19 protein-coding genes and 1 pseudogene are annotated in these 16336 nt (G+C 60.6%); 14 read left to right on the plus strand and 6 right to left on the minus strand.

The features are described from left to right. The first annotated feature begins 109 nt into the window (after positions 1 to 109). From ACQY1P_RS14435 to ACQY1P_RS14475, 9 genes are all read left to right on the plus strand, one after another. The gene (locus tag ACQY1P_RS14435) at positions 110 to 883 is read left to right on the plus strand and encodes an ABC transporter substrate-binding protein (RefSeq protein ID WP_430254003.1); all 774 of its coding nucleotides are present in this window, start codon (positions 110 to 112) and stop codon (positions 881 to 883) included. Between the two features lie 122 nt (positions 884 to 1005). Beyond that, positions 1006 to 1788, plus strand: coding sequence for an ABC transporter permease (locus ACQY1P_RS14440; protein WP_062456516.1), 783 nt, complete (start codon positions 1006 to 1008; stop codon positions 1786 to 1788). Continuing rightward, positions 1785 to 2615, plus strand: coding sequence for an ABC transporter permease (locus tag ACQY1P_RS14445; protein WP_062456514.1), 831 nt, complete (start codon positions 1785 to 1787; stop codon positions 2613 to 2615). Before ACQY1P_RS14440 ends, ACQY1P_RS14445 begins: the two co-directional genes overlap by 4 nt. A 52-nt stretch (positions 2616 to 2667) precedes the next feature. Beyond that, on the plus strand, positions 2668 to 3486 hold the full coding sequence (locus ACQY1P_RS14450; protein ID WP_062580912.1) for a class I SAM-dependent DNA methyltransferase: 819 nt from the start codon (positions 2668 to 2670) through the stop codon (positions 3484 to 3486). Between the two features lie 173 nt (positions 3487 to 3659). After that, a complete protein-coding gene (locus ACQY1P_RS14455) occupies positions 3660 to 5087 on the plus strand; it encodes a hypothetical protein (RefSeq protein ID WP_430254005.1) in 1428 nt (475 codons plus the stop codon). A gap of 143 nt (positions 5088 to 5230) precedes the next feature. Continuing rightward, positions 5231 to 5794: a DinB family protein gene (locus ACQY1P_RS14460; protein WP_430254007.1), complete on the plus strand. Its 564-nt coding sequence runs from the start codon at positions 5231 to 5233 to the stop codon at positions 5792 to 5794. 3 nt (positions 5795 to 5797) lie between these two features. Then, positions 5798 to 6208 (plus strand): CopD family protein, encoded by a 411-nt coding sequence (locus tag ACQY1P_RS14465; RefSeq protein ID WP_430254009.1) that lies wholly within the window; start codon positions 5798 to 5800, stop codon positions 6206 to 6208. A gap of 176 nt (positions 6209 to 6384) precedes the next feature. Next, a complete protein-coding gene (locus ACQY1P_RS14470) occupies positions 6385 to 7257 on the plus strand; it encodes an NAD(P)-dependent oxidoreductase (protein WP_430254011.1) in 873 nt (290 codons plus the stop codon). A 210-nt stretch (positions 7258 to 7467) separates the two neighbouring features. Next, positions 7468 to 8655 (plus strand): GAF domain-containing sensor histidine kinase, encoded by a 1188-nt coding sequence (locus ACQY1P_RS14475; protein WP_430254013.1) that lies wholly within the window; start codon positions 7468 to 7470, stop codon positions 8653 to 8655. Between the two features lie 40 nt (positions 8656 to 8695). On the opposite strand, the gene ACQY1P_RS14480 is transcribed toward ACQY1P_RS14475, so the two are convergent. From ACQY1P_RS14480 to ACQY1P_RS14495, 4 genes are all read right to left on the minus strand, one after another. Beyond that, on the minus strand, positions 8696 to 9751 hold the full coding sequence (locus ACQY1P_RS14480; protein ID WP_062456492.1) for an alpha/beta fold hydrolase: 1056 nt from the start codon (positions 9749 to 9751) through the stop codon (positions 8696 to 8698). A 116-nt stretch (positions 9752 to 9867) separates the two neighbouring features. Then, positions 9868 to 10359, minus strand: coding sequence for an Lrp/AsnC family transcriptional regulator (locus tag ACQY1P_RS14485; RefSeq protein ID WP_430254015.1), 492 nt, complete (start codon positions 10357 to 10359; stop codon positions 9868 to 9870). Positions 10360 to 10409: 50 nt separating this feature from the next. After that, positions 10410 to 11060, minus strand: a complete 651-nt coding sequence (locus ACQY1P_RS14490; protein WP_430256711.1) for a uracil-DNA glycosylase family protein — start codon at positions 11058 to 11060, stop codon at positions 10410 to 10412. After that, entirely contained in the window at positions 11057 to 11641 is a 585-nt protein-coding gene (locus ACQY1P_RS14495; RefSeq protein WP_430254017.1) for a thermonuclease family protein, read from the minus strand. The genes ACQY1P_RS14490 and ACQY1P_RS14495 overlap by 4 nt, the downstream gene beginning before the upstream one ends. Before the next feature lie 136 nt (positions 11642 to 11777). On the opposite strand from ACQY1P_RS14495, the gene ACQY1P_RS14500 reads away from it, so the two are divergent. From ACQY1P_RS14500 to ACQY1P_RS14515, 4 genes and pseudogenes are all read left to right on the plus strand, one after another. Beyond that, the gene (locus tag ACQY1P_RS14500) at positions 11778 to 13313 is read left to right on the plus strand and encodes a sensor histidine kinase (protein ID WP_430254019.1); all 1536 of its coding nucleotides are present in this window, start codon (positions 11778 to 11780) and stop codon (positions 13311 to 13313) included. Positions 13314 to 13351: 38 nt separating this feature from the next. Next, on the plus strand, positions 13352 to 13489 hold the full coding sequence (locus ACQY1P_RS14505; protein WP_430254021.1) for a hypothetical protein: 138 nt from the start codon (positions 13352 to 13354) through the stop codon (positions 13487 to 13489). Then, positions 13432 to 13581: pseudogene (locus ACQY1P_RS14510) on the plus strand (calcium-binding protein); the annotation flags it as partial. The gene ACQY1P_RS14505 and the pseudogene ACQY1P_RS14510, both read left to right, overlap by 58 nt. Positions 13582 to 13596: 15 nt before the next feature. Continuing rightward, positions 13597 to 13899, plus strand: coding sequence for a hypothetical protein (locus tag ACQY1P_RS14515; protein WP_430254023.1), 303 nt, complete (start codon positions 13597 to 13599; stop codon positions 13897 to 13899). Positions 13900 to 13918: 19 nt separating this feature from the next. Here the strand turns inward: ACQY1P_RS14515 and ACQY1P_RS14520 are convergent, their stop codons facing one another. Both ACQY1P_RS14520 and cobT read right to left on the minus strand, forming a co-directional pair. After that, positions 13919 to 14311, minus strand: coding sequence for a diacylglycerol kinase (locus ACQY1P_RS14520; protein ID WP_174196577.1), 393 nt, complete (start codon positions 14309 to 14311; stop codon positions 13919 to 13921). A 6-nt stretch (positions 14312 to 14317) separates the two neighbouring features. Further along, entirely contained in the window at positions 14318 to 15334 is a 1017-nt protein-coding gene (gene cobT, locus ACQY1P_RS14525) for a nicotinate-nucleotide--dimethylbenzimidazole phosphoribosyltransferase (RefSeq protein ID WP_062456473.1), read from the minus strand. A 209-nt stretch (positions 15335 to 15543) separates the two neighbouring features. Between cobT and cobS the strand changes: the two genes are divergently transcribed. Beyond that, complete coding sequence (cobS, locus tag ACQY1P_RS14530) at positions 15544 to 16335, plus strand: adenosylcobinamide-GDP ribazoletransferase (RefSeq protein ID WP_430256712.1); 792 nt, start codon at positions 15544 to 15546, stop codon at positions 16333 to 16335. Position 16336 lies beyond the last annotated feature (1 nt).

Below are 16336 nucleotides of genomic sequence, written 5' to 3' on the forward strand. Positions count from 1 at the left end.
CGGTATCTATAAAACGTCAGACGGGGCGAGCTGGCCTTAAGCCCCGCAACCCGGATGGCGTATGAATTCAACGCCGCCGGTCTTGCCAACAGAGAGGATCATTATGACCATGTCCCGCCTTTTCGCAGCTGCATCCATCGCGGCTGTATCGCTTTTCGCCGGATCCGCGCTTGCCCAGGAAAAGCTCACGATCGGCACCGAGGGCGCTTACCCGCCCTTCAACGTTCTCGAATCCAACGGCAATCTGACCGGTTTCGACATCGACATCGCCAAGGCGCTGTGTGACGAAATGAAGGTCACCTGCACCTTCGTCACCAACGACTGGGATGGCATCATCCCGGCGCTTCAGTCGAAGAAGTTCGATGCTATCATCGCCTCCATGTCGATCACGCCGGAGCGCATGCAGCAGGTTGCGTTCTCGAAGAAATACTACAACACGCCGCCGGCAGTCGCCGTACCGAAGGATTCGCCTCTGAAGGATGCGACCGCGGCCTCGCTCAAGGGCAAGACGCTCGGTGCCCAGGGTTCGACCACCCACTCGAACTACACCGAAAAGCATTTTCCTGATTCCGAACTGAAGCTCTACCCGACGTCTGACGAGTACAAGCTCGACCTCACCAACGGCCGCATCGACGGCGTTGTGGACGACATCGTCGTCCTGTCGGAATGGGTGAAGTCCGAAGCCGGCAACTGCTGCAAGATCCTTGCACCGCTCCCGGTGGATGCTGAAATTAATGGCGAAGGCGCCGGCATTGCCGTGCGCAAGGACGAAACGGCACTGGCCGACAGGTTCACCGCCGCGATCGCCGCGATCCGCGCCAACGGCAAATACGCCGAAATCAACAAGAAGTATTTCGACTTCGACGTGTACGGCGACAAGTAATCGTCTATACGCCGGAATATGAACGGCGGAAGGCTTGCCCTTCCGCCGTTTTCCTTTTTAATGACACCTATGACTGAAGCGGCGCCTTAAAAGCCGCATGGGGAACGAACCGGAATGACCCTATGAGCGGATGGCTCTCCGCCCTCTTCGATACGCTCGACCCGTTTTGCGGCCCGGCCGGCATCTTTACCTGGCTCGGCCAAGGTTCCCTGATTGCCTGCGGCGACGCCGGATGGGGCGACGAGATCGCCTTTGGCGTCAAGGTCACGATCACGCTGGCCTTGGCGACCCTGCCGGTCGGCCTCGTCATCGGCTTTCTGATCGCGCTCGCAGCACAGTCGGAGGAACGGCTGCTGCGGCTGGCCGCCGGCATCTACACGACGATCTTCCGTGGCCTTCCCGAGCTGCTGACGCTGTTCATCGTCTACTACGGCGCCCAGATCCTTCTCCAGACAGTGCTGTCGACCTTCGGCTATGACGGGCGCGTCGAGATCAACGCCTTCGTGGCTGGGATGGTAGCTCTCGCTGTCGTCTTCTCCTCCTACTCGTCGGAAGTGCTTCTCTCTGCCTTTCGCGCCATCCCGCGCGGCCAGTATGAGGCCGGCGATGCGCTTGGCCTTCGGCGCTGGCGCACGATGTTCCTGATCGTCCTGCCGCAGCTCATCCGCATCGCGCTGCCGGGCCTCACCAATCTCTGGCTGATCCTGCTGAAGGATACGTCCTACGTCTCGGTCATCGGCCTTGCCGATATCATCCGCCAGACAGGCATTGCCGCGCGCGTCAGCCGTGAGGCGTTCTTCTTCTATACCATCGCCTGCCTTCTCTATCTCGTGCTTGCGATGATCTCCTCGTTCGGACTGGGCTTCATCGAACGCTGGGCCAAACGCTCGGGAGTATCGCGATGAGCTTTGTGAAAGAGCTGATAGCGCCACGCCCTGCGCCCGCCGTCGTCGCGAGGCCGCTGACCGCTGCCAAGGTTGCGGGCATCGTCGTTCTGGTACTCTGGGGCCTGCTCGCAGCAGCGTTGGTGATGATGGTCATCAACGGCTGGGATACGGCGAAGTTTGAGCGCTATGGGCCGCGCTACCTCAACGGCCTGTGGACGACCATCTCGATTGTCGGCATCTCCATCGTTCTCGGCGCGCTGCTTTCGCTGCCGATCGCGTTCGCCCGCATGTCGAAGAACCGCGTGCTCAACACGATCGCCTACGCCTACGTCTATCTGTTCCGCTCGACGCCGCTGCTCGCACAGCTCTTCCTCATCTATTACGGTCTCGGCAGCTTCCGGGCTGAACTGGAATCCGTCGGTCTATGGTGGTTCTTCCGCGAAGCCTGGTATTGCGGGCTGTTTTCGCTGACGATCAACACGGCCGCCTACCAGGCGGAAATCCTGCGCGGTGCCATCGAAAGCGTGCCGCGCGGCCAGCACGAGGGTGCCGCAGCTCTCGGCATTTCCAAGCGCATCACGCTGCGCAAGGTCATCCTGCCGCAAGCCCTGATCGTGGCACTTCGCCCTTACGGCAACGAAGTGATCCTGATGATCAAGGGCTCCGCCGTGGTCGCCATCGTTACCGTTTTCGATCTGATGGGCGAGACGCGCTACGCCTTTTCGCGCACCTTCGACTACCAGACCTATCTCTGGGCGGCGATCTTCTACCTGACGATGGTGGAAGCACTGCGGCACCTCTGGGCATTCATGGAAGCCCGCCTGACCCGTCACCTGAAACGCTAGTCCAGATTGCCAAACGGCGCTCAGCCCCTTAAAGCGCTTCGCAACGAAAAGGATGATGGCGATGACGAAGATCGACGAGGAAGCTCTGGCCGAGGCCTACAACCGCGCATTGGCGCTGGAAAAGGCCGGCGATATCGACGCGGCCGTGAAAGCCTACGAGGACGTTCTGGCAATCGACCCCGAGGATCACGGTGGCGCAGCCGTGCGGATCGCCTCCATGGGTCGTGGCGAAACGCCGCCGAGAGCGCCGGACGCCTATGTCGAAACCCTGTTCGACCAGCATGCCGAAAGCTTCGAAGACATTCTTGTCGAACAGCTCGGCTACGCGGTCCCCGTCATCCTGCGCCAGCGTTTGCAGGAGCTGAACCTTGGCCCGTTCAAGCGCATGCTCGATCTCGGCTGCGGCACCGGTCTCACAGGCGGGACCCTGCGCGACATGGTGGACGACATCACCGGCATCGATCTTTCCGAAAACATGGTCGAGATCGCCCATGAGAAGGATCTCTACGAGACGCTCTACGTCGCTGAGGTCGAGGACTTCCTTGACGACAACGACGACGAGCCTTTCGACCTCGTCACCGCAACCGACGTTCTGCCCTATCTCGGCGCGCTAGAACCGCTGTTCTTCGGTGCTGCCGAAAACATGGTGCCGGGCGGCCTGTTCGCCTTCTCGTCCGAAACGCTCCCCGCATCCGACACCACCCCCTACCGGGTCGGCCCCCACCAGCGCTTTGTCCATTCGGAATCCTACATCCGCTCGCGGCTTGAAGAGACCGGCTTTACGGTCGTGGAAATGACCGAAATCAATGTGCGGATGCAGGACGGCAACCCGAGCCCGGGACATCTGGTGATTGCGAAGTTGAAGGGCTGAGCCCCTAAACTGGACGGTTCGTCGAGTCATATTGACATTCCGTATAAGTTGCGCAAATCTTACCCAATCAACCGATAATAGCATTCGGATTGATTGGGGGGATTGCTATGGATGCCACGTCTTGGACTGGGCTGCTGGATAGCCCCTTCTCAAAATTTTCGTTTTTGAGCGGCTTGTTTTCGAGCATTGACTGGATAGCTCTCGTCATCGCCCTGCTTGGCCCGCTCCTCATCTTCGCAGCTCGAAACGAAGTGCGCTTGCGCCGGCTGCGACAGATCCAGGATTTCTACGTCAACTTCAGCAGTGAAAAAGGCAGTGCCTCAAACACCGTAGCTTCGCGGCTCGGGACCAATCCATCCTTCGAATTCGTCCGCTCGAAATACACGGCCGATCTGGTTTTTCCGGAGAAGGACAAATTCGATGCACTCCCGGAAGCGGACAAGCTGCGGCAGTTTATCAGTCTCGCGGCAAAGGGCCGCGTGACATTCGCGTATCGTCTGTTCCTGTCGTCGCTGGGGTTTGTCCTTCTCAGTTATATCGGCTTCCACATCTTCATTTCCGCGATCTGCTGCGGGCTGCAGATCTCCGTTCAGTGCCCTGTGCCCGGTCTCGTCGGCGGTGACACCTCCTCGAAGCTTATCGTGATAGGGTCGCTCGCCTTTATCGGCGCCTACATTTCCTCGGCCCGGACCCTTCTTGCCCGCCTCGCTGTGTTCGATCTTTCATCGACCACATTTCTGAGGATCACCATCGAAAGCCTGGCATCGGTTCTCTTTGCGGCCATCCTGTTTGCAGCCTTTCCGGACCCGCTCGGCGGCATCGGACGTGTTCTGACTGGTGGGGCAACCTCAGGTGCCGAAACCACGGGCCAATCCTTGCCGCTCACATGGATAGCACTCGCGCCGATGCTCGGGCTGCTCCCGCAGAGCTCGACCAAGTTCCTCTTCGTCAAGCTCCAGCAGATCTTCACCTGGGTCAAGGTGAGCGACGACCGCTTCGTGTCCATCACCCCGATCGTGTCGCTCGATGTGATCAACGGCATCGACTACGAGATCCGCTTCCGTCTTGAAGACTGCGGCATCTACGACATCCAGAACCTTGCCACCTACAACCCCATCCTCCTTCACGTCGAAACGCCGTTCGGGATCTATCAGTGCATCGACTGGGTCGCCCAGGCGCAGCTCTGTCATATCGTCGGCCTCGAGCGATTCCTGGCTTTGCGGGAGTTGAACATCCGGACGATCTTCGACCTCGAACGCGCAATCGACAGCGTCGATTCTCCGGAAGAATTCGACGACATCTACATGAGCATCCTCATGTCGCCGACCAGCAACCTGCGCAGGCTTGCTGACATCGCGAAAATGAACTTCATGATCATGGACGGTACGAATGCCCGCCCGGTCTCGGTGGACGAATATGCCAAGTGGGCGCGGGAGCGGGTCAGCAGCGAGCCGAAACTGATCACGAAAGCCGCCGAACATCTGATGACATGGATTTCGGACGATCTGCACGTCCGCCGCCTGCGTCGGTTGTGGAACGACATTGCTGACAGCCTCGAGCCAGGATCCTCCTACTTCCGGGATTCCAAGCGCAATCCCTAGAACAAAAAGCAGGAAACGTAAGATCCAGCATCGGATACTGTCCAGGCATTGAGCTCCCCGTTCATCATCGGAGCAGCCACATCAACTTCCATCTTCTCATCTCCGTGCCGAACGGCTAAACCAACTTCGCAATGGAGGTGGCGATGGGGCCGCAGCGCTATATTCTCACTCAGGCCTATAACAATGCCTGGGCCAATCACCGGCTGCTCAAAGCCTGTGCCCTGCTGTCGGCTGAAGATATTGGCGCGCCGCGGCAAAGCTTCTTCCCGTCGATCATCCACACGCTCAACCACATTCTCACGGTGGACTGGCTTTACGTCGGTGCGCTCGAAGGACACTGTCCCGGCGCTTCGGCGTTCGAGCCGCAGATACCCTTCCCCGCTATCGCCGATCTCGATCGGGAACAACGGGCCATCGACCGTCGCATGATCGATCACTGTCGTCGCATGAGCGAGGCCGACCTCGCCGGGGAAATCCGGATCCCGCGACAAAACCATGTCCAGGTCGAGCGTGCCGATCGAATTCTGCTGCACCTCTTCCAGCACCAGATCCATCATCGCGGCCAGGTGCATGCGATGCTGTCTTCCACCCCTGTTTCCCCACCGCAGCTCGACGAGTTCTTTCCGTCGGACCCGCAGGAACAGGCATTGCGCGCAAAAGACTTCGCCGAACTCGGCTTTACCGAATCCATGATCTGGAGTGACTGACCCATGCTGTATTTCGTTCTAAAAACCCTGCACCTCATCTCCGACTTCCTGCTGATCGGCGGCATGCTGGTGAACGCCTTCGTCATCTCCATGGTGCCCCCGACGATCCGGGTCGGCGTCATCCAGTCGCTGCGCAAATACGACCGCACCGTCACGACCTCAGCCCTTGCCGGCGCGTGGATCTTCGGCCTTTGGCTGGCGATCGGTTACGTCGGCTTTTCCGGCGGCTGGCTTCACGCCAAGTTCGTGCTGGTGATCCTGCTTTCCGCGCTGCACGGCATGCAGGGGGCGGCCATGCGCAAGATGGCGGCCGATCCGAAACGCGATCCGAACGCCTTCGTGCGTCTCGGCATGCCCATCATCATGATCTGTCTCGTGCTGATCGTGGCGCTCGCCGTGATCAAGCCGTTCTGATCAGAAGAGAGACCCTGCTCTGCACGACGGTATCACCGAACCAATTTCCAACGCGCCGCAGCCGGCGGGTGGAGCGTCGTGACAGGTCAGCTAGTTAGGCTTGCGAGCGCTTTGCCCTTCCCGTCGGCCTTGCTTTGTTCTAATCCTCGCATCACAGCAATTCAGGGAGTTCCGGCATGGCGAAAGTGGCATTCATCGGTCTTGGCGTTATGGGTTTCCCCATGGCAGGCCACCTGAAGGAAAAGGGCGGCCATGACGTCACGGTCTATAACCGCACCGCGTCCAAAGCTGCCGAGTGGGCAAAGAAGTTCGGCGGAGCCACCGGTGCAACGCCAGCCGAAGCCGCAAAAGATGCCGATTTCGTCTTCATCTGCGTCGGCAACGACGACGATCTGCGCCAGGTGACCACAGGTGAGAACGGCGTTCTCTCTGGCATGAAATCCAGTGCGATCCTGATCGACAACACGACGGCCAGCGCCGAAGTCGCCCGTGAACTGGAGACAGCCGCCGGCGAAAAAGGCATCGGCTTTATCGATGCACCGGTTTCCGGCGGCCAGGCGGGCGCCGAAGGCGGCGTGTTGACTGTCATGTGCGGCGGCGATCAGAAAACCTTCGACACGGCAAAGCCTGTGATCGAGGCCTATGCCCGCATGGTCGGCCTGATGGGTCCGGTCGGCAGCGGCCAGCTGACCAAGATGATGAACCAGATCTGCATTGCCGGCGTCGTCCAGGGCCTGGCGGAAGCCGTGCATTTCGGCAAGCAGGCAGGCCTCGACATCGAGACCGTCGTCGGCGTCATCTCCAAGGGAGCTGCCGGATCCTGGCAGATGGAAAACCGCCACAAGACGATGGACCAGGGCAAATACGACTTCGGCTTTGCCGTCGACTGGATGCGCAAAGATCTCGATATCGTCCTCACCGAAGCCCGTCGCAACGGCGCAAACCTGCCAATGACGGCGTTGGTCGACCAGTTCTATGCTGAAGTGCAGGCGATGGGCGGCAAGCGTTGGGACACGTCGTCGCTGCTGGCACGGTTGGAGCGGAAGTAATTCATCGATACGACAGCAGTCGGGGCGACGGCCCGTTGACATTGGCCGTTGCTCTATCCTTAGCTACAGCAGACTGGTGCAAACCCGGACGCGCGGCTACATCGGCATTATGCGGCGACGGTGAGCCTGACGCGAGGTGGATGTCCTTGCGACGCCCCATGGGTAGAAGGTATTTTGGAGGACCAAGGTCAGCCGGATTGGTGAATATTGATGGCGCATGACTTTCAGGACGACATAGACGCAGTCCAGCGTATCGGTGCCGTACCAACGATCCTTGATGTTGTCTGTCGCGCGACCGGGATGGGATATGCGGCAGTGGTTCGCGTCACGGAGGATCGGTGGGTTGCCTGCCAGGTTCTGGACAACATCCATTTCGGACTCCCGGCCGGAGCAGAACTGCCGGTCGAAACGACGCTCTGCCACGAAGTCCGGCAATCGCGCGACGTTATCGTCATCGACAACGTCGCCGAAGACCCTGTCTACTTCCAGCATCAAACCCCGAAGCTCTACGGACTGAAGAGCTACATCTCCATGCCGATCATCCTGCCGGATGGCCGTTATTTCGGAACCCTGTGCGCCATAGATCCCAAGCCGGCAGCGCTTAACAATCCGCAGGTGATTGGAACATTCAAGCTGTTTGCCGAACTGATTGCCTACCATCTGGAAGCCGACGAGAAGCTCGATCGGGCCAATGCAAGCCTGCTCGATGCGGAAGCGACGGCTCGGTTGCGGGAACAGTTCATCGCAGTCCTCGGCCACGATCTTCGAAATCCCCTTGCGTCGCTCGACGGCGGCATCAACATCCTGCAGCGCGAAGCGCAAAGCGAGCGGTCCACCAGGGTGCTCAACATGATGCGCGGCAGTATCCTGCGCATGTCCGGCCTGATCGATAACGTCATGGATTTCGCCCGCGGAAGGCTTGGTGGCGGTCTGGGTCTGCGCAGGGAAGCAGATCGTCCGCTTGGCCCCACACTGATGCAGGTCGTCTCGGAAATCTGCTCTGCCCATCCAGAGCGGCAGATTGACGTCGAGATAGAGCTGCCGGGCCTGTTCGATGTCGACCATGACCGCCTTGCGCAGATGTTCTCCAACCTTCTGGGCAACGCGATCACCCACGGCTCTACAGAACATCCGATCCGCATTCTGGGAACGGTCGAAGGGGACGAACTGAAATTGGAAATCGCCAATGCCGGAACCGCGATCACCGGCAAGGCGATCGAAAAACTGTTCCAGCCCTTCAGCCGCAGCGATGCGGGCACCCATGATCAGGGTCTAGGCCTTGGCCTCTACATCGCGTCGCAGATCGCCAAGGCGCATGGCGGCCATATCGATGTCACCTCTGATGATACCCAGACGGTGTTCACCTTCCGCATGCCGGCAATCGTGCCGGAAAGCTGATCAGGGACCGCGTTCACTGAAGCGAACGCGGTTCCCAGTATCAGGAGCGATCATTCAGCCCGTCGAGCAGCGCCTTGTGGAACCGGTCCGGATCCTGGATCTGCGGGGAATGGCCGAGATCGTCGAACTCCACCAGCTTCGCCCCGGGGATCGATTCCGCCGCCTGCTTGCCGAGCTTTGTATAATCGCCGAGCGATGCGGCGATCGCCTTGCTGGCGCGGTTGGCGCCCGGAGCCGTCTTGTCCGTCGTGCCGATGATGAGCAGGGTCGGCGTTTTCACCTGCCCGAACTCGTGGACAACAGGCTGGGTAAAGACCATGTCGGAGGTCAGCGCCTGGTTCCAGGCCACCTGATCTCCTCCCTCGCCCGCAGACATGCCGGCGCTCATCTCCACCCACTTGTCATAGTCCGGCTTCCACTGGCCGGAATAATAGAACTTCTGCTGGTAGGCCTTGATGCTCTCGAAGCTGGTCTTCTGCTCACCTTCGAAGGCCGTCGAGATCGACTGGTAGGGCACGCCCTTCGCCTTCCAGTCTTCGAGACCGATCGGGTTCACCAGAACCAGCTGCTCGGTAAAGTCCGGATACATCAGCGCAAACCGCGTCGCCAGCATGCCGCCCATCGAATGACCAACCACCGTCGCCTTGTCGATACCGCGCGCGTCGAGCAGCGCCTTGGTGTTTTGCGCCAGTTGCTGGAAGCTGAATTGATACGCGGCCGGCTTGCTCGACTTGCAGAAACCGATCTGGTCGGGTGCGATCACCCTGTAACCGGCGCCCGTCAGCCGACCGATCGTCGCCTCCCAGGTTGCCGCACAGAAATTCTTGCCGTGCAGAAGCACCACGGTGCGCCCGTTCGGCGTCTCAGGGGCGATATCCATGAAGACCATTTCCAGCGGCTGGCTGTCGCCTGCGGCCGCGGCATCCGGCCTCTGCCCCGCCACGCTGAAGACTTCAGTCTTGAACGGATACTCGAAGCCTTCAAGCCTCGGACCATAGGTCGGGTGCTCCGAGGACACGCCTTGCGCGGCGCCGAGGCCCGGCAGGGCTAAGGCAGCAGCAACGACAACGATAGAACGTAGGAATGGCGTGGGCATCAGGTCTCCTTAAGGCTCGCGCCCGGCACATGGCATGCACCGGGTCACACGCTCAAGGTAGGTCCGGCCTCATTAAGGGCAATCGAAAATAACAGCCCTGTGAAGCGCCTTGACCATCAGTCGCTGTCGCCGGACTTCTGATTGTCGAGCAGCATATAGTCGAGCGGCAGTTCGGTCGTGTACTTGATCTGCTCCATCGCGAACACGGACGACACGTCACGGATCTCGATCTTGGCGATGAGGCGCTTGTAGAACGCGTCATAGGCAGCAATGTCGGGCACGACCACGCGCAGGAGGTAATCGACGTCGCCGCTCATGCGGTAGAATTCAACCACTTCTGGGAAATCCACCACCACTTCGGAAAACCGCTTCAGCCATTCGATCGAGTGGCTTGCGGTGCGGATGGAGACGAAGACGGTGACCTTGGTGTTGACCTTGACCGGATCGAGAATCGCCACGCGACGGCTGATCACGCCATCCTCTTCCATCTTCTGGATGCGCCGCCAGCACGGTGTCGTCGACAGTCCGACCTTCTTTGCGAGATCTGCAACGGCGAGCGTGGAGTCTTCTTGCAGTATGCGCAGAATCTTGCGGTCGAGGCGGTCCATCAAACGTCCTTTCGAAATGATTTTCCGTTATATACCCGAATATCGCACAGTTAAGCGAAATTTGTTCCCCGCACCAAGCTATCCACATGATGCCGAAGCACTGGAATAACCTCTGCCTCGAACCACGGATTCTTGCGCAGCCAACCGGTATTGCGCCAGCTCGGATGCGGAAGCGGAAGAACGCGCGGGCCCTCATTGGCGAAGAAATACTGCCCCCAGTTTCTGACTGTTTCCGTCATGCTCGGCTTGCGCTGCGCCCCGAGATGCCACGCACTCGCATACTGCCCGATCACGAGGATCGTATCGATCTGCGGCATCGCCGCCATCACCTGGCTGCGCCAGGCCGGCGCACATTCCTTACGCGGCGGCAGGTCGCTGCCCTTCGCGTCATAGCCCGGAAAACAGAAACCCATCGGCACGATCGCAAGCCGCCGCGCATCGTAGAACTCCTCGCGCGTCACGTCCATCCAGTCTCGCAGGCGGTTGCCCGAGGCATCGTTGAACGGCAGACCGCTCTCGTGAACCCTCAAGCCCGGCGCCTGCCCGGCGATCAGCAACCGGGCGGTGGCAGACAGCACGGCAACCGGCCGCGGCTCGTGCGGCAGGCGGTCCGCTTCACCTTTCAGTGGATGATCGCGACAGATGCGACACTGCGCGATCGAGGCCGCGAGGGACGCGATGCCAGCCGGATCGCCATTCACCACGAAACCGCAGCCTTCAGCCGGTCGAACATCTCGCCTACGCGATCGACAAGCGCCGTTGTGCCCTCGTCGTCATCCATCGCCCCCTTCGCCGCCCGGTACGCTTTCGGCCTCTCGAACGGTCCTGCCCAGATCCCCTCGCCTGCACCCTTCGCGGCCGCCTCCTCGCGTCCGTAACCACCCGATGCCACAGCCATGCCCTGGCGCACCATCTCGCCGTTAATGTCGAGGTCGCCGCGGCGGCAGGAGACCAGAACGCGCCGGTAGCGATCGCGCGCGTCGCCGCGGCACTCGGTCATGGAACTGGCCGCAAGCTTCGACAAGGCTTCGCGAGCCGCATCGCCGCAGGCCCACTCTGCGCCCTTGCCGTCGCCACAGGTCTGGCCAGCCTCCGGCGCATCGATATCGACAAGCCGAAGCCGCTCAGCACCGGCGGCCAGCGTGTCGCCATCGATCGCAAAAAACGGACCGTTGATCGCGTTTCCCTGCCCGATATCGAACTTGGCGATGATCAGCGAGCCCAGGAAGATGAACGCCGCCAGGAACACGGCGTCGCGGCCTATTTTAACGATACGGGTCACATTTGAGCCTTACAACAAAACGGAAGCTTCACGGAAATGGCAAACAAATCCTTTCCCGGCAGCATCTTCTTAAGGTTTGCGGATTAGCCTCTCAAGTACCCCGGGGATATCAGTTTACAGGCCCAGTACACAGCCTATGAGTAGCGGCGTCAGCACATCAACCGACAAGAATATCGTCGATCGCACGCGCAGCCACCGCAACAAGGCTGTCTCGAAGGCTGTCCGTGCGACCCGTGATCGACTGCAGTCGTCGTCCAATGGCAATTTTGCGTTTGATCGCGATATGCTCTCCATCCATATCGGCTCCGGTTTGCAGGCGGCACTGATGACGCCGCTCGTTGTTGCTGTCGTCACCGCCATCGGCTTCTATCTCAATCCGGATATCCACATCTTCGCCTGGGCGCTGCTGATGCTGTGCCTGCACGCGATCAACGTGCTTCTGGCACGCCGTGCGAGCAAGGTGGAGATAACGGCTGCCGACACCAGGAAATGGCGTAGACGCCTTCTGACGGGACATATCCTGCTCGGCTGCGGCTGGGGCGTCTTCGCGCTTCAGGGCTGCTCCACCTGCGCTGGCGACAGCTTCTATTTCTACAAGGGCGCGGTGCTTCTGTTTGCGGTGTCCTACACCGCCATGAGCACGTTCATGCTGCGCCAGAGCGTTCTCTACGGCTTCGTGCCGATGATTGCGGCGCTTCTCGGCATCGCCATCCTGTCGGGTCAGGTCCTCGATATCGGCCTTACCGCCATGTGCGCGACGGCCGTCGTGTTTTTCCATTACGTCGCCGAGCGCCTCTACCGCTCCAACCTGACGCTGATGTCCTATCAGTCGGAAAAGGACGATCTGATCGCCGAGCTCGAAGTGGCGAAGTCCATGTCTGACGAGGCTCGCCGCCGTGCAGAAGAAGCCAATCTGGCAAAATCCCGCTTTCTTGCCTCGATGTCGCACGAGCTTCGCACCCCGCTCAACGCTATCCTCGGCTTCTCGGAGGTGATGAGTTCCGAGGTCCTGGGCCCCCTTGCCAATCCGACCTACCGGGAATATTCCGGCGACATCCACCGCTCCGGCCAGCACCTCCTGAACCTCATCAACGAGATCCTCGACCTGTCGCGCATCGAAGCGGGCCGCTACGATCTGACGGAGGATTCGCTGTCGCTTCTGGAAGTGGCGGAAGATTGCATCGGCATGGTCCAACTGCGGGCCCGGGCGAAAAGCATCACCATCCGTGACCAGTTCGAAAAGCACATGCCGCAGGTCTGGGCCGACGAGAAGTCGATGCGCCAGGTCATGCTCAATCTTCTCTCCAACGCCGTCAAGTTCACGCCCCAGGGTGGCGAAATCACTGTCAAGGTGGGCTGGACCGCCGGCGGCGGCCAGTATGTGGCGATCAAGGATAACGGACCGGGCATTCCGGAAGAGGAAATCCCGATCGTACTCTCCGCCTTCGGTCAAGGATCGATTGCCATCAAGAACGCCGAACAGGGAACGGGCCTCGGCCTGCCGATCGTCCAGGCGATCCTTGCCAAGCACGACGGCCAGTTCATCCTGCGCTCGAAGCTGCGTGAAGGCACCGAAGCCATCGCCATCCTGCCCTCGACCCGCATCCTCCAGAGCGTCCCCGCCATCGCCGACGCCCCCCCCATCGAGCGCCGCCGGAAAAGCTTCGCTTAACATTACTCCGCGACTTCAGTCGCGAGCCAGGTCACCAATTGGTCAGTTTCACAACGTCGTCCGGCAAAGTCACAGTCGACAACTGGGGCTATGAGCTGCAGGTGCCGGTAACGACCGGATCGACGGACGCAACGGCAATGATCGCCTCGATGGCGGCAAAGGCAACGACACCCTGATCGGCGGATCCGGCAACGACAAGCTTTCCGGCGGCGCCGGAAACGACAAACTCTACGGCGGGGCCGGCAAGGACACACTCGCAGGAAGCAGCGGCGCCGATATCTTCGTGTTCGATACGAAGCTCGGAGCGTCGAATATCGACACGATCAGCGATTTCAGTGCGAAGGACGACACCATCTGGCTGGACGACGATATCTTCACCAAGGCGGGCAAGGTCGGCGATCTCCTGTCCAGCGCATTCCACACCGGCACCAAGGCGCATGATGCCGGCGACCGGATCATCTACGACAAGCTGACCGGCAAGCTGTTCTACGACGCCGACGGTACCGGCAAGACCGCCGCCGTGCAATTTGCCCAACTGGACAAGAACCTCAGCCTCACGGCCGGCGATTTCGACATCATCGGCTGAGGCATAAGCGCCTTTCGGATCAGATCCAGATCTGCTTCACCACCACATAGAGCGCAAACAGACCGTTGGCGCAGAGAAGGCAGAACACGGCGAAGGATCCCAGATCCTTCGCATGCCGCCCGACCACCGAAATCTCCGGTGACACCCGGTCGACCAGTTCCTCGATCGCCGTGTTGAGCGCTTCCACGCAAAACAGCACGAGCATCAGGATGATGAAGATGAAATAGTCGCCAAAGCCCGCTCCGGCGACCGCAAAGATGACGATCCCGATCAGGAAGGCGTAAACCTCCTGCCGGAACGCCGCCTCGCGCCAGAGCCTGGCGAGGCCCTGCATCGAATACCGGAACGAGGCGATGATCCTGCGAAAGGTCGCCGCTTTTTCGATATGGCTGTCCAGCGGCGTCTTTTCCATCCAGCATCAGTCCTTGTTGCTGACGCCGGCCTGCTCGAAAGTCGCCATGCCGGTGTGACACGCAGCCGCCGCCTTGACGATACCGGCCGCAAGCGCTGCACCGGTACCCTCGCCCAGCCGCATGCCGAGCGCCAGAAGCGGCGTCTTGCCAAGCTTCTCGATGGCCTTCAGATGCCCCGGCTCACCAGAGACATGGCCGATCAGGCAGTGGTCGATCGCCGACGGATTGGCCGCCTTCAAGATAGCGGCCGCAGCCGTAACCACATAGCCGTCGAGCAGAACAGGGATCTTTTCCATCCGCGCGGCGAGAATAGCGCCGGCGATCGCTGCAAGCTCGCGTCCGCCGAGGCGACGCAGCACTTCCAGCGGGTCCGACAGATGCTCCTTGTGGAACTCCACCGCCTGCTTCACCACGGCCACCTTGCGGGCAAGAAGCTCGCCATGCGAACCGGTCCCGGGACCAACCCAGTCTTCCGCTTCGCCGCCGTAGAGCGCCAGGTTGATCGCGGCCGCAACCGTCGTGTTTCCGATCCCCATTTCGCCGATGCACAGAAGATCCGTGCCGCCGGCAATCGCCTCCATGCCGAAAGCCATGGTCGCCGCACAGTCGCGCTCGGACAGTGCCGCTTCGGTGGCGATGTCGCCGGTCGGATAATCCAGCGCCAGATCGAAGATCTTGAGGCCGAGATCATGCGTGACGCAGATCTGGTTGATCGCCGCACCGCCAGCCGCAAAATTCTCGACCATCTGCTGCGTCACGGACGAGGGAAACGGCGTGATGCCGTGTCTGGTAACACCGTGATTGCCGGCAAAGATCGCGACCAGCGGCCGGGTCACGCTCGGCGCCCGCCCAGACCAGGCCGCAAGCCAATAGGCGATCTCTTCCAGACGTCCGAGCGAGCCCGCAGGCTTGGTCAGTTGCGCGTCGCGTTCGCGGGCCGCCACCAATGCCCTTGCATCAGGGCCGGGAAGGTTCTGCATCAGAGTGCGGAAATCGTCGAACGGCAGGCCGGTCATGCTCATGGAAAACTCTCTTCGGTCTTTTCGGGCGGTATCGTCTTCTGACGCTGGATCGGGTAGGGATTGATCATTCAGCAAATCATACTTTATGCGCCATCTCATAATCGGCTATCAGCGACGCGACAAGGTCAGGTCGAACGGGACAGGGTCAAAAAGGCTGCTGCCGAAAAGGCCATTCTCAAAACAGGCCTCGCAAAGCCAGGAGAGACATACTGCTATACGCAAACCACTTCGTTGCAGATCTCGCCCGCTCGGTAGGGTTCCTCAGCCGCCTGCCCGTGCCGGATCGGTTCTTTGCCGGCTATGATGGCACCGTCTCACGCGCCGTGCGCGCCTTTCCGGTCGCCGGATTGCTGATCGCGTTTCTTCCAGCTCTCCTTCTCCTGAGCCTCTGCAGCATCCAGTCAACCGCTGGAGATACGCTCCTGCCGGTTCTGATCGCTCTCGCACTGATCACCCTCCTGACCGGCGCGCTACACGAAGACGGCCTTGCCGATGCCGCCGACGGTCTTGGCGGCGGACGCGATGCAGATCATGCGCTCCTCATCATGAAGGACAGCCGCATCGGCTCCTACGGCGTCGTCGCGCTTAGTCTATCCTTCGGCCTGCGTGCCGCAGCACTGGCCGGCATTGCGCGGCTTTCGCCGGAAGCGGCGGCTCTTGCCCTTCTCTCCAGCGCCGCCGTCAGCCGCGCACTGCTGGTTGCCCATTGGCGCGCCCTGCCCCCCGCTCGAAACAACGGCGTCGCAGCCGGTGCCGGAATGCCCGACGACGACGCCCGCAACATCGCGCTCGTGATCGGCGCTGCCGCCGGCCTTGTCTTGCTCATACCCGGTTTCGGCCTGCTTCATGCGCTGATCGCGCTTGCCCTGTCTGCCGCCGCCGCCTGGGGTTTCACCCGCTACGTCGCGAAAAAACTCGGCGGGCATACCGGCGATACGATCGGTGCCACGCAACAACTCTGCGAGATCGCCCTGTTATCCGCCCTTGCTCTCGGCCTTTGAA

The organism is Neorhizobium sp. DAR64872/K0K18 (assembly GCF_050500175.1).
GTDB classification, from domain to species: Bacteria; Pseudomonadota; Alphaproteobacteria; order Rhizobiales; family Rhizobiaceae; genus Neorhizobium; species Neorhizobium soli.

Bases quoted from the DNA above. Each gene is read 5' to 3' on its own strand.
- ACQY1P_RS14435 (WP_430254003.1), top strand. From the start codon at position 110: ATGTCCCGCCTTTTCGCAGCTGCATCCATCGCGGCTGTATCGCTTTTC.
- ACQY1P_RS14440 (WP_062456516.1), top strand. From the start codon at position 1,006: ATGAGCGGATGGCTCTCCGCCCTCTTCGATACGCTCGACCCGTTTTGC.
- ACQY1P_RS14445 (WP_062456514.1), top strand. From the start codon at position 1,785: ATGAGCTTTGTGAAAGAGCTGATAGCGCCACGCCCTGCGCCCGCCGTC.
- ACQY1P_RS14450 (WP_062580912.1), top strand. From the start codon at position 2,668: ATGATGGCGATGACGAAGATCGACGAGGAAGCTCTGGCCGAGGCCTAC.
- ACQY1P_RS14460 (WP_430254007.1), top strand. From the start codon at position 5,231: ATGGGGCCGCAGCGCTATATTCTCACTCAGGCCTATAACAATGCCTGG.
- ACQY1P_RS14465 (WP_430254009.1), top strand. From the start codon at position 5,798: ATGCTGTATTTCGTTCTAAAAACCCTGCACCTCATCTCCGACTTCCTG.
- ACQY1P_RS14470 (WP_430254011.1), top strand. From the start codon at position 6,385: ATGGCGAAAGTGGCATTCATCGGTCTTGGCGTTATGGGTTTCCCCATG.
- ACQY1P_RS14475 (WP_430254013.1), top strand. From the start codon at position 7,468: ATGGCGCATGACTTTCAGGACGACATAGACGCAGTCCAGCGTATCGGT.
- ACQY1P_RS14480 (WP_062456492.1), bottom strand. From the start codon at position 9,751: ATGCCCACGCCATTCCTACGTTCTATCGTTGTCGTTGCTGCTGCCTTA.
- ACQY1P_RS14485 (WP_430254015.1), bottom strand. From the start codon at position 10,359: ATGGACCGCCTCGACCGCAAGATTCTGCGCATACTGCAAGAAGACTCC.
- ACQY1P_RS14500 (WP_430254019.1), top strand. From the start codon at position 11,778: ATGAGTAGCGGCGTCAGCACATCAACCGACAAGAATATCGTCGATCGC.
- ACQY1P_RS14520 (WP_174196577.1), bottom strand. From the start codon at position 14,311: ATGGAAAAGACGCCGCTGGACAGCCATATCGAAAAAGCGGCGACCTTT.
- cobT (WP_062456473.1), bottom strand. From the start codon at position 15,334: ATGAGCATGACCGGCCTGCCGTTCGACGATTTCCGCACTCTGATGCAG.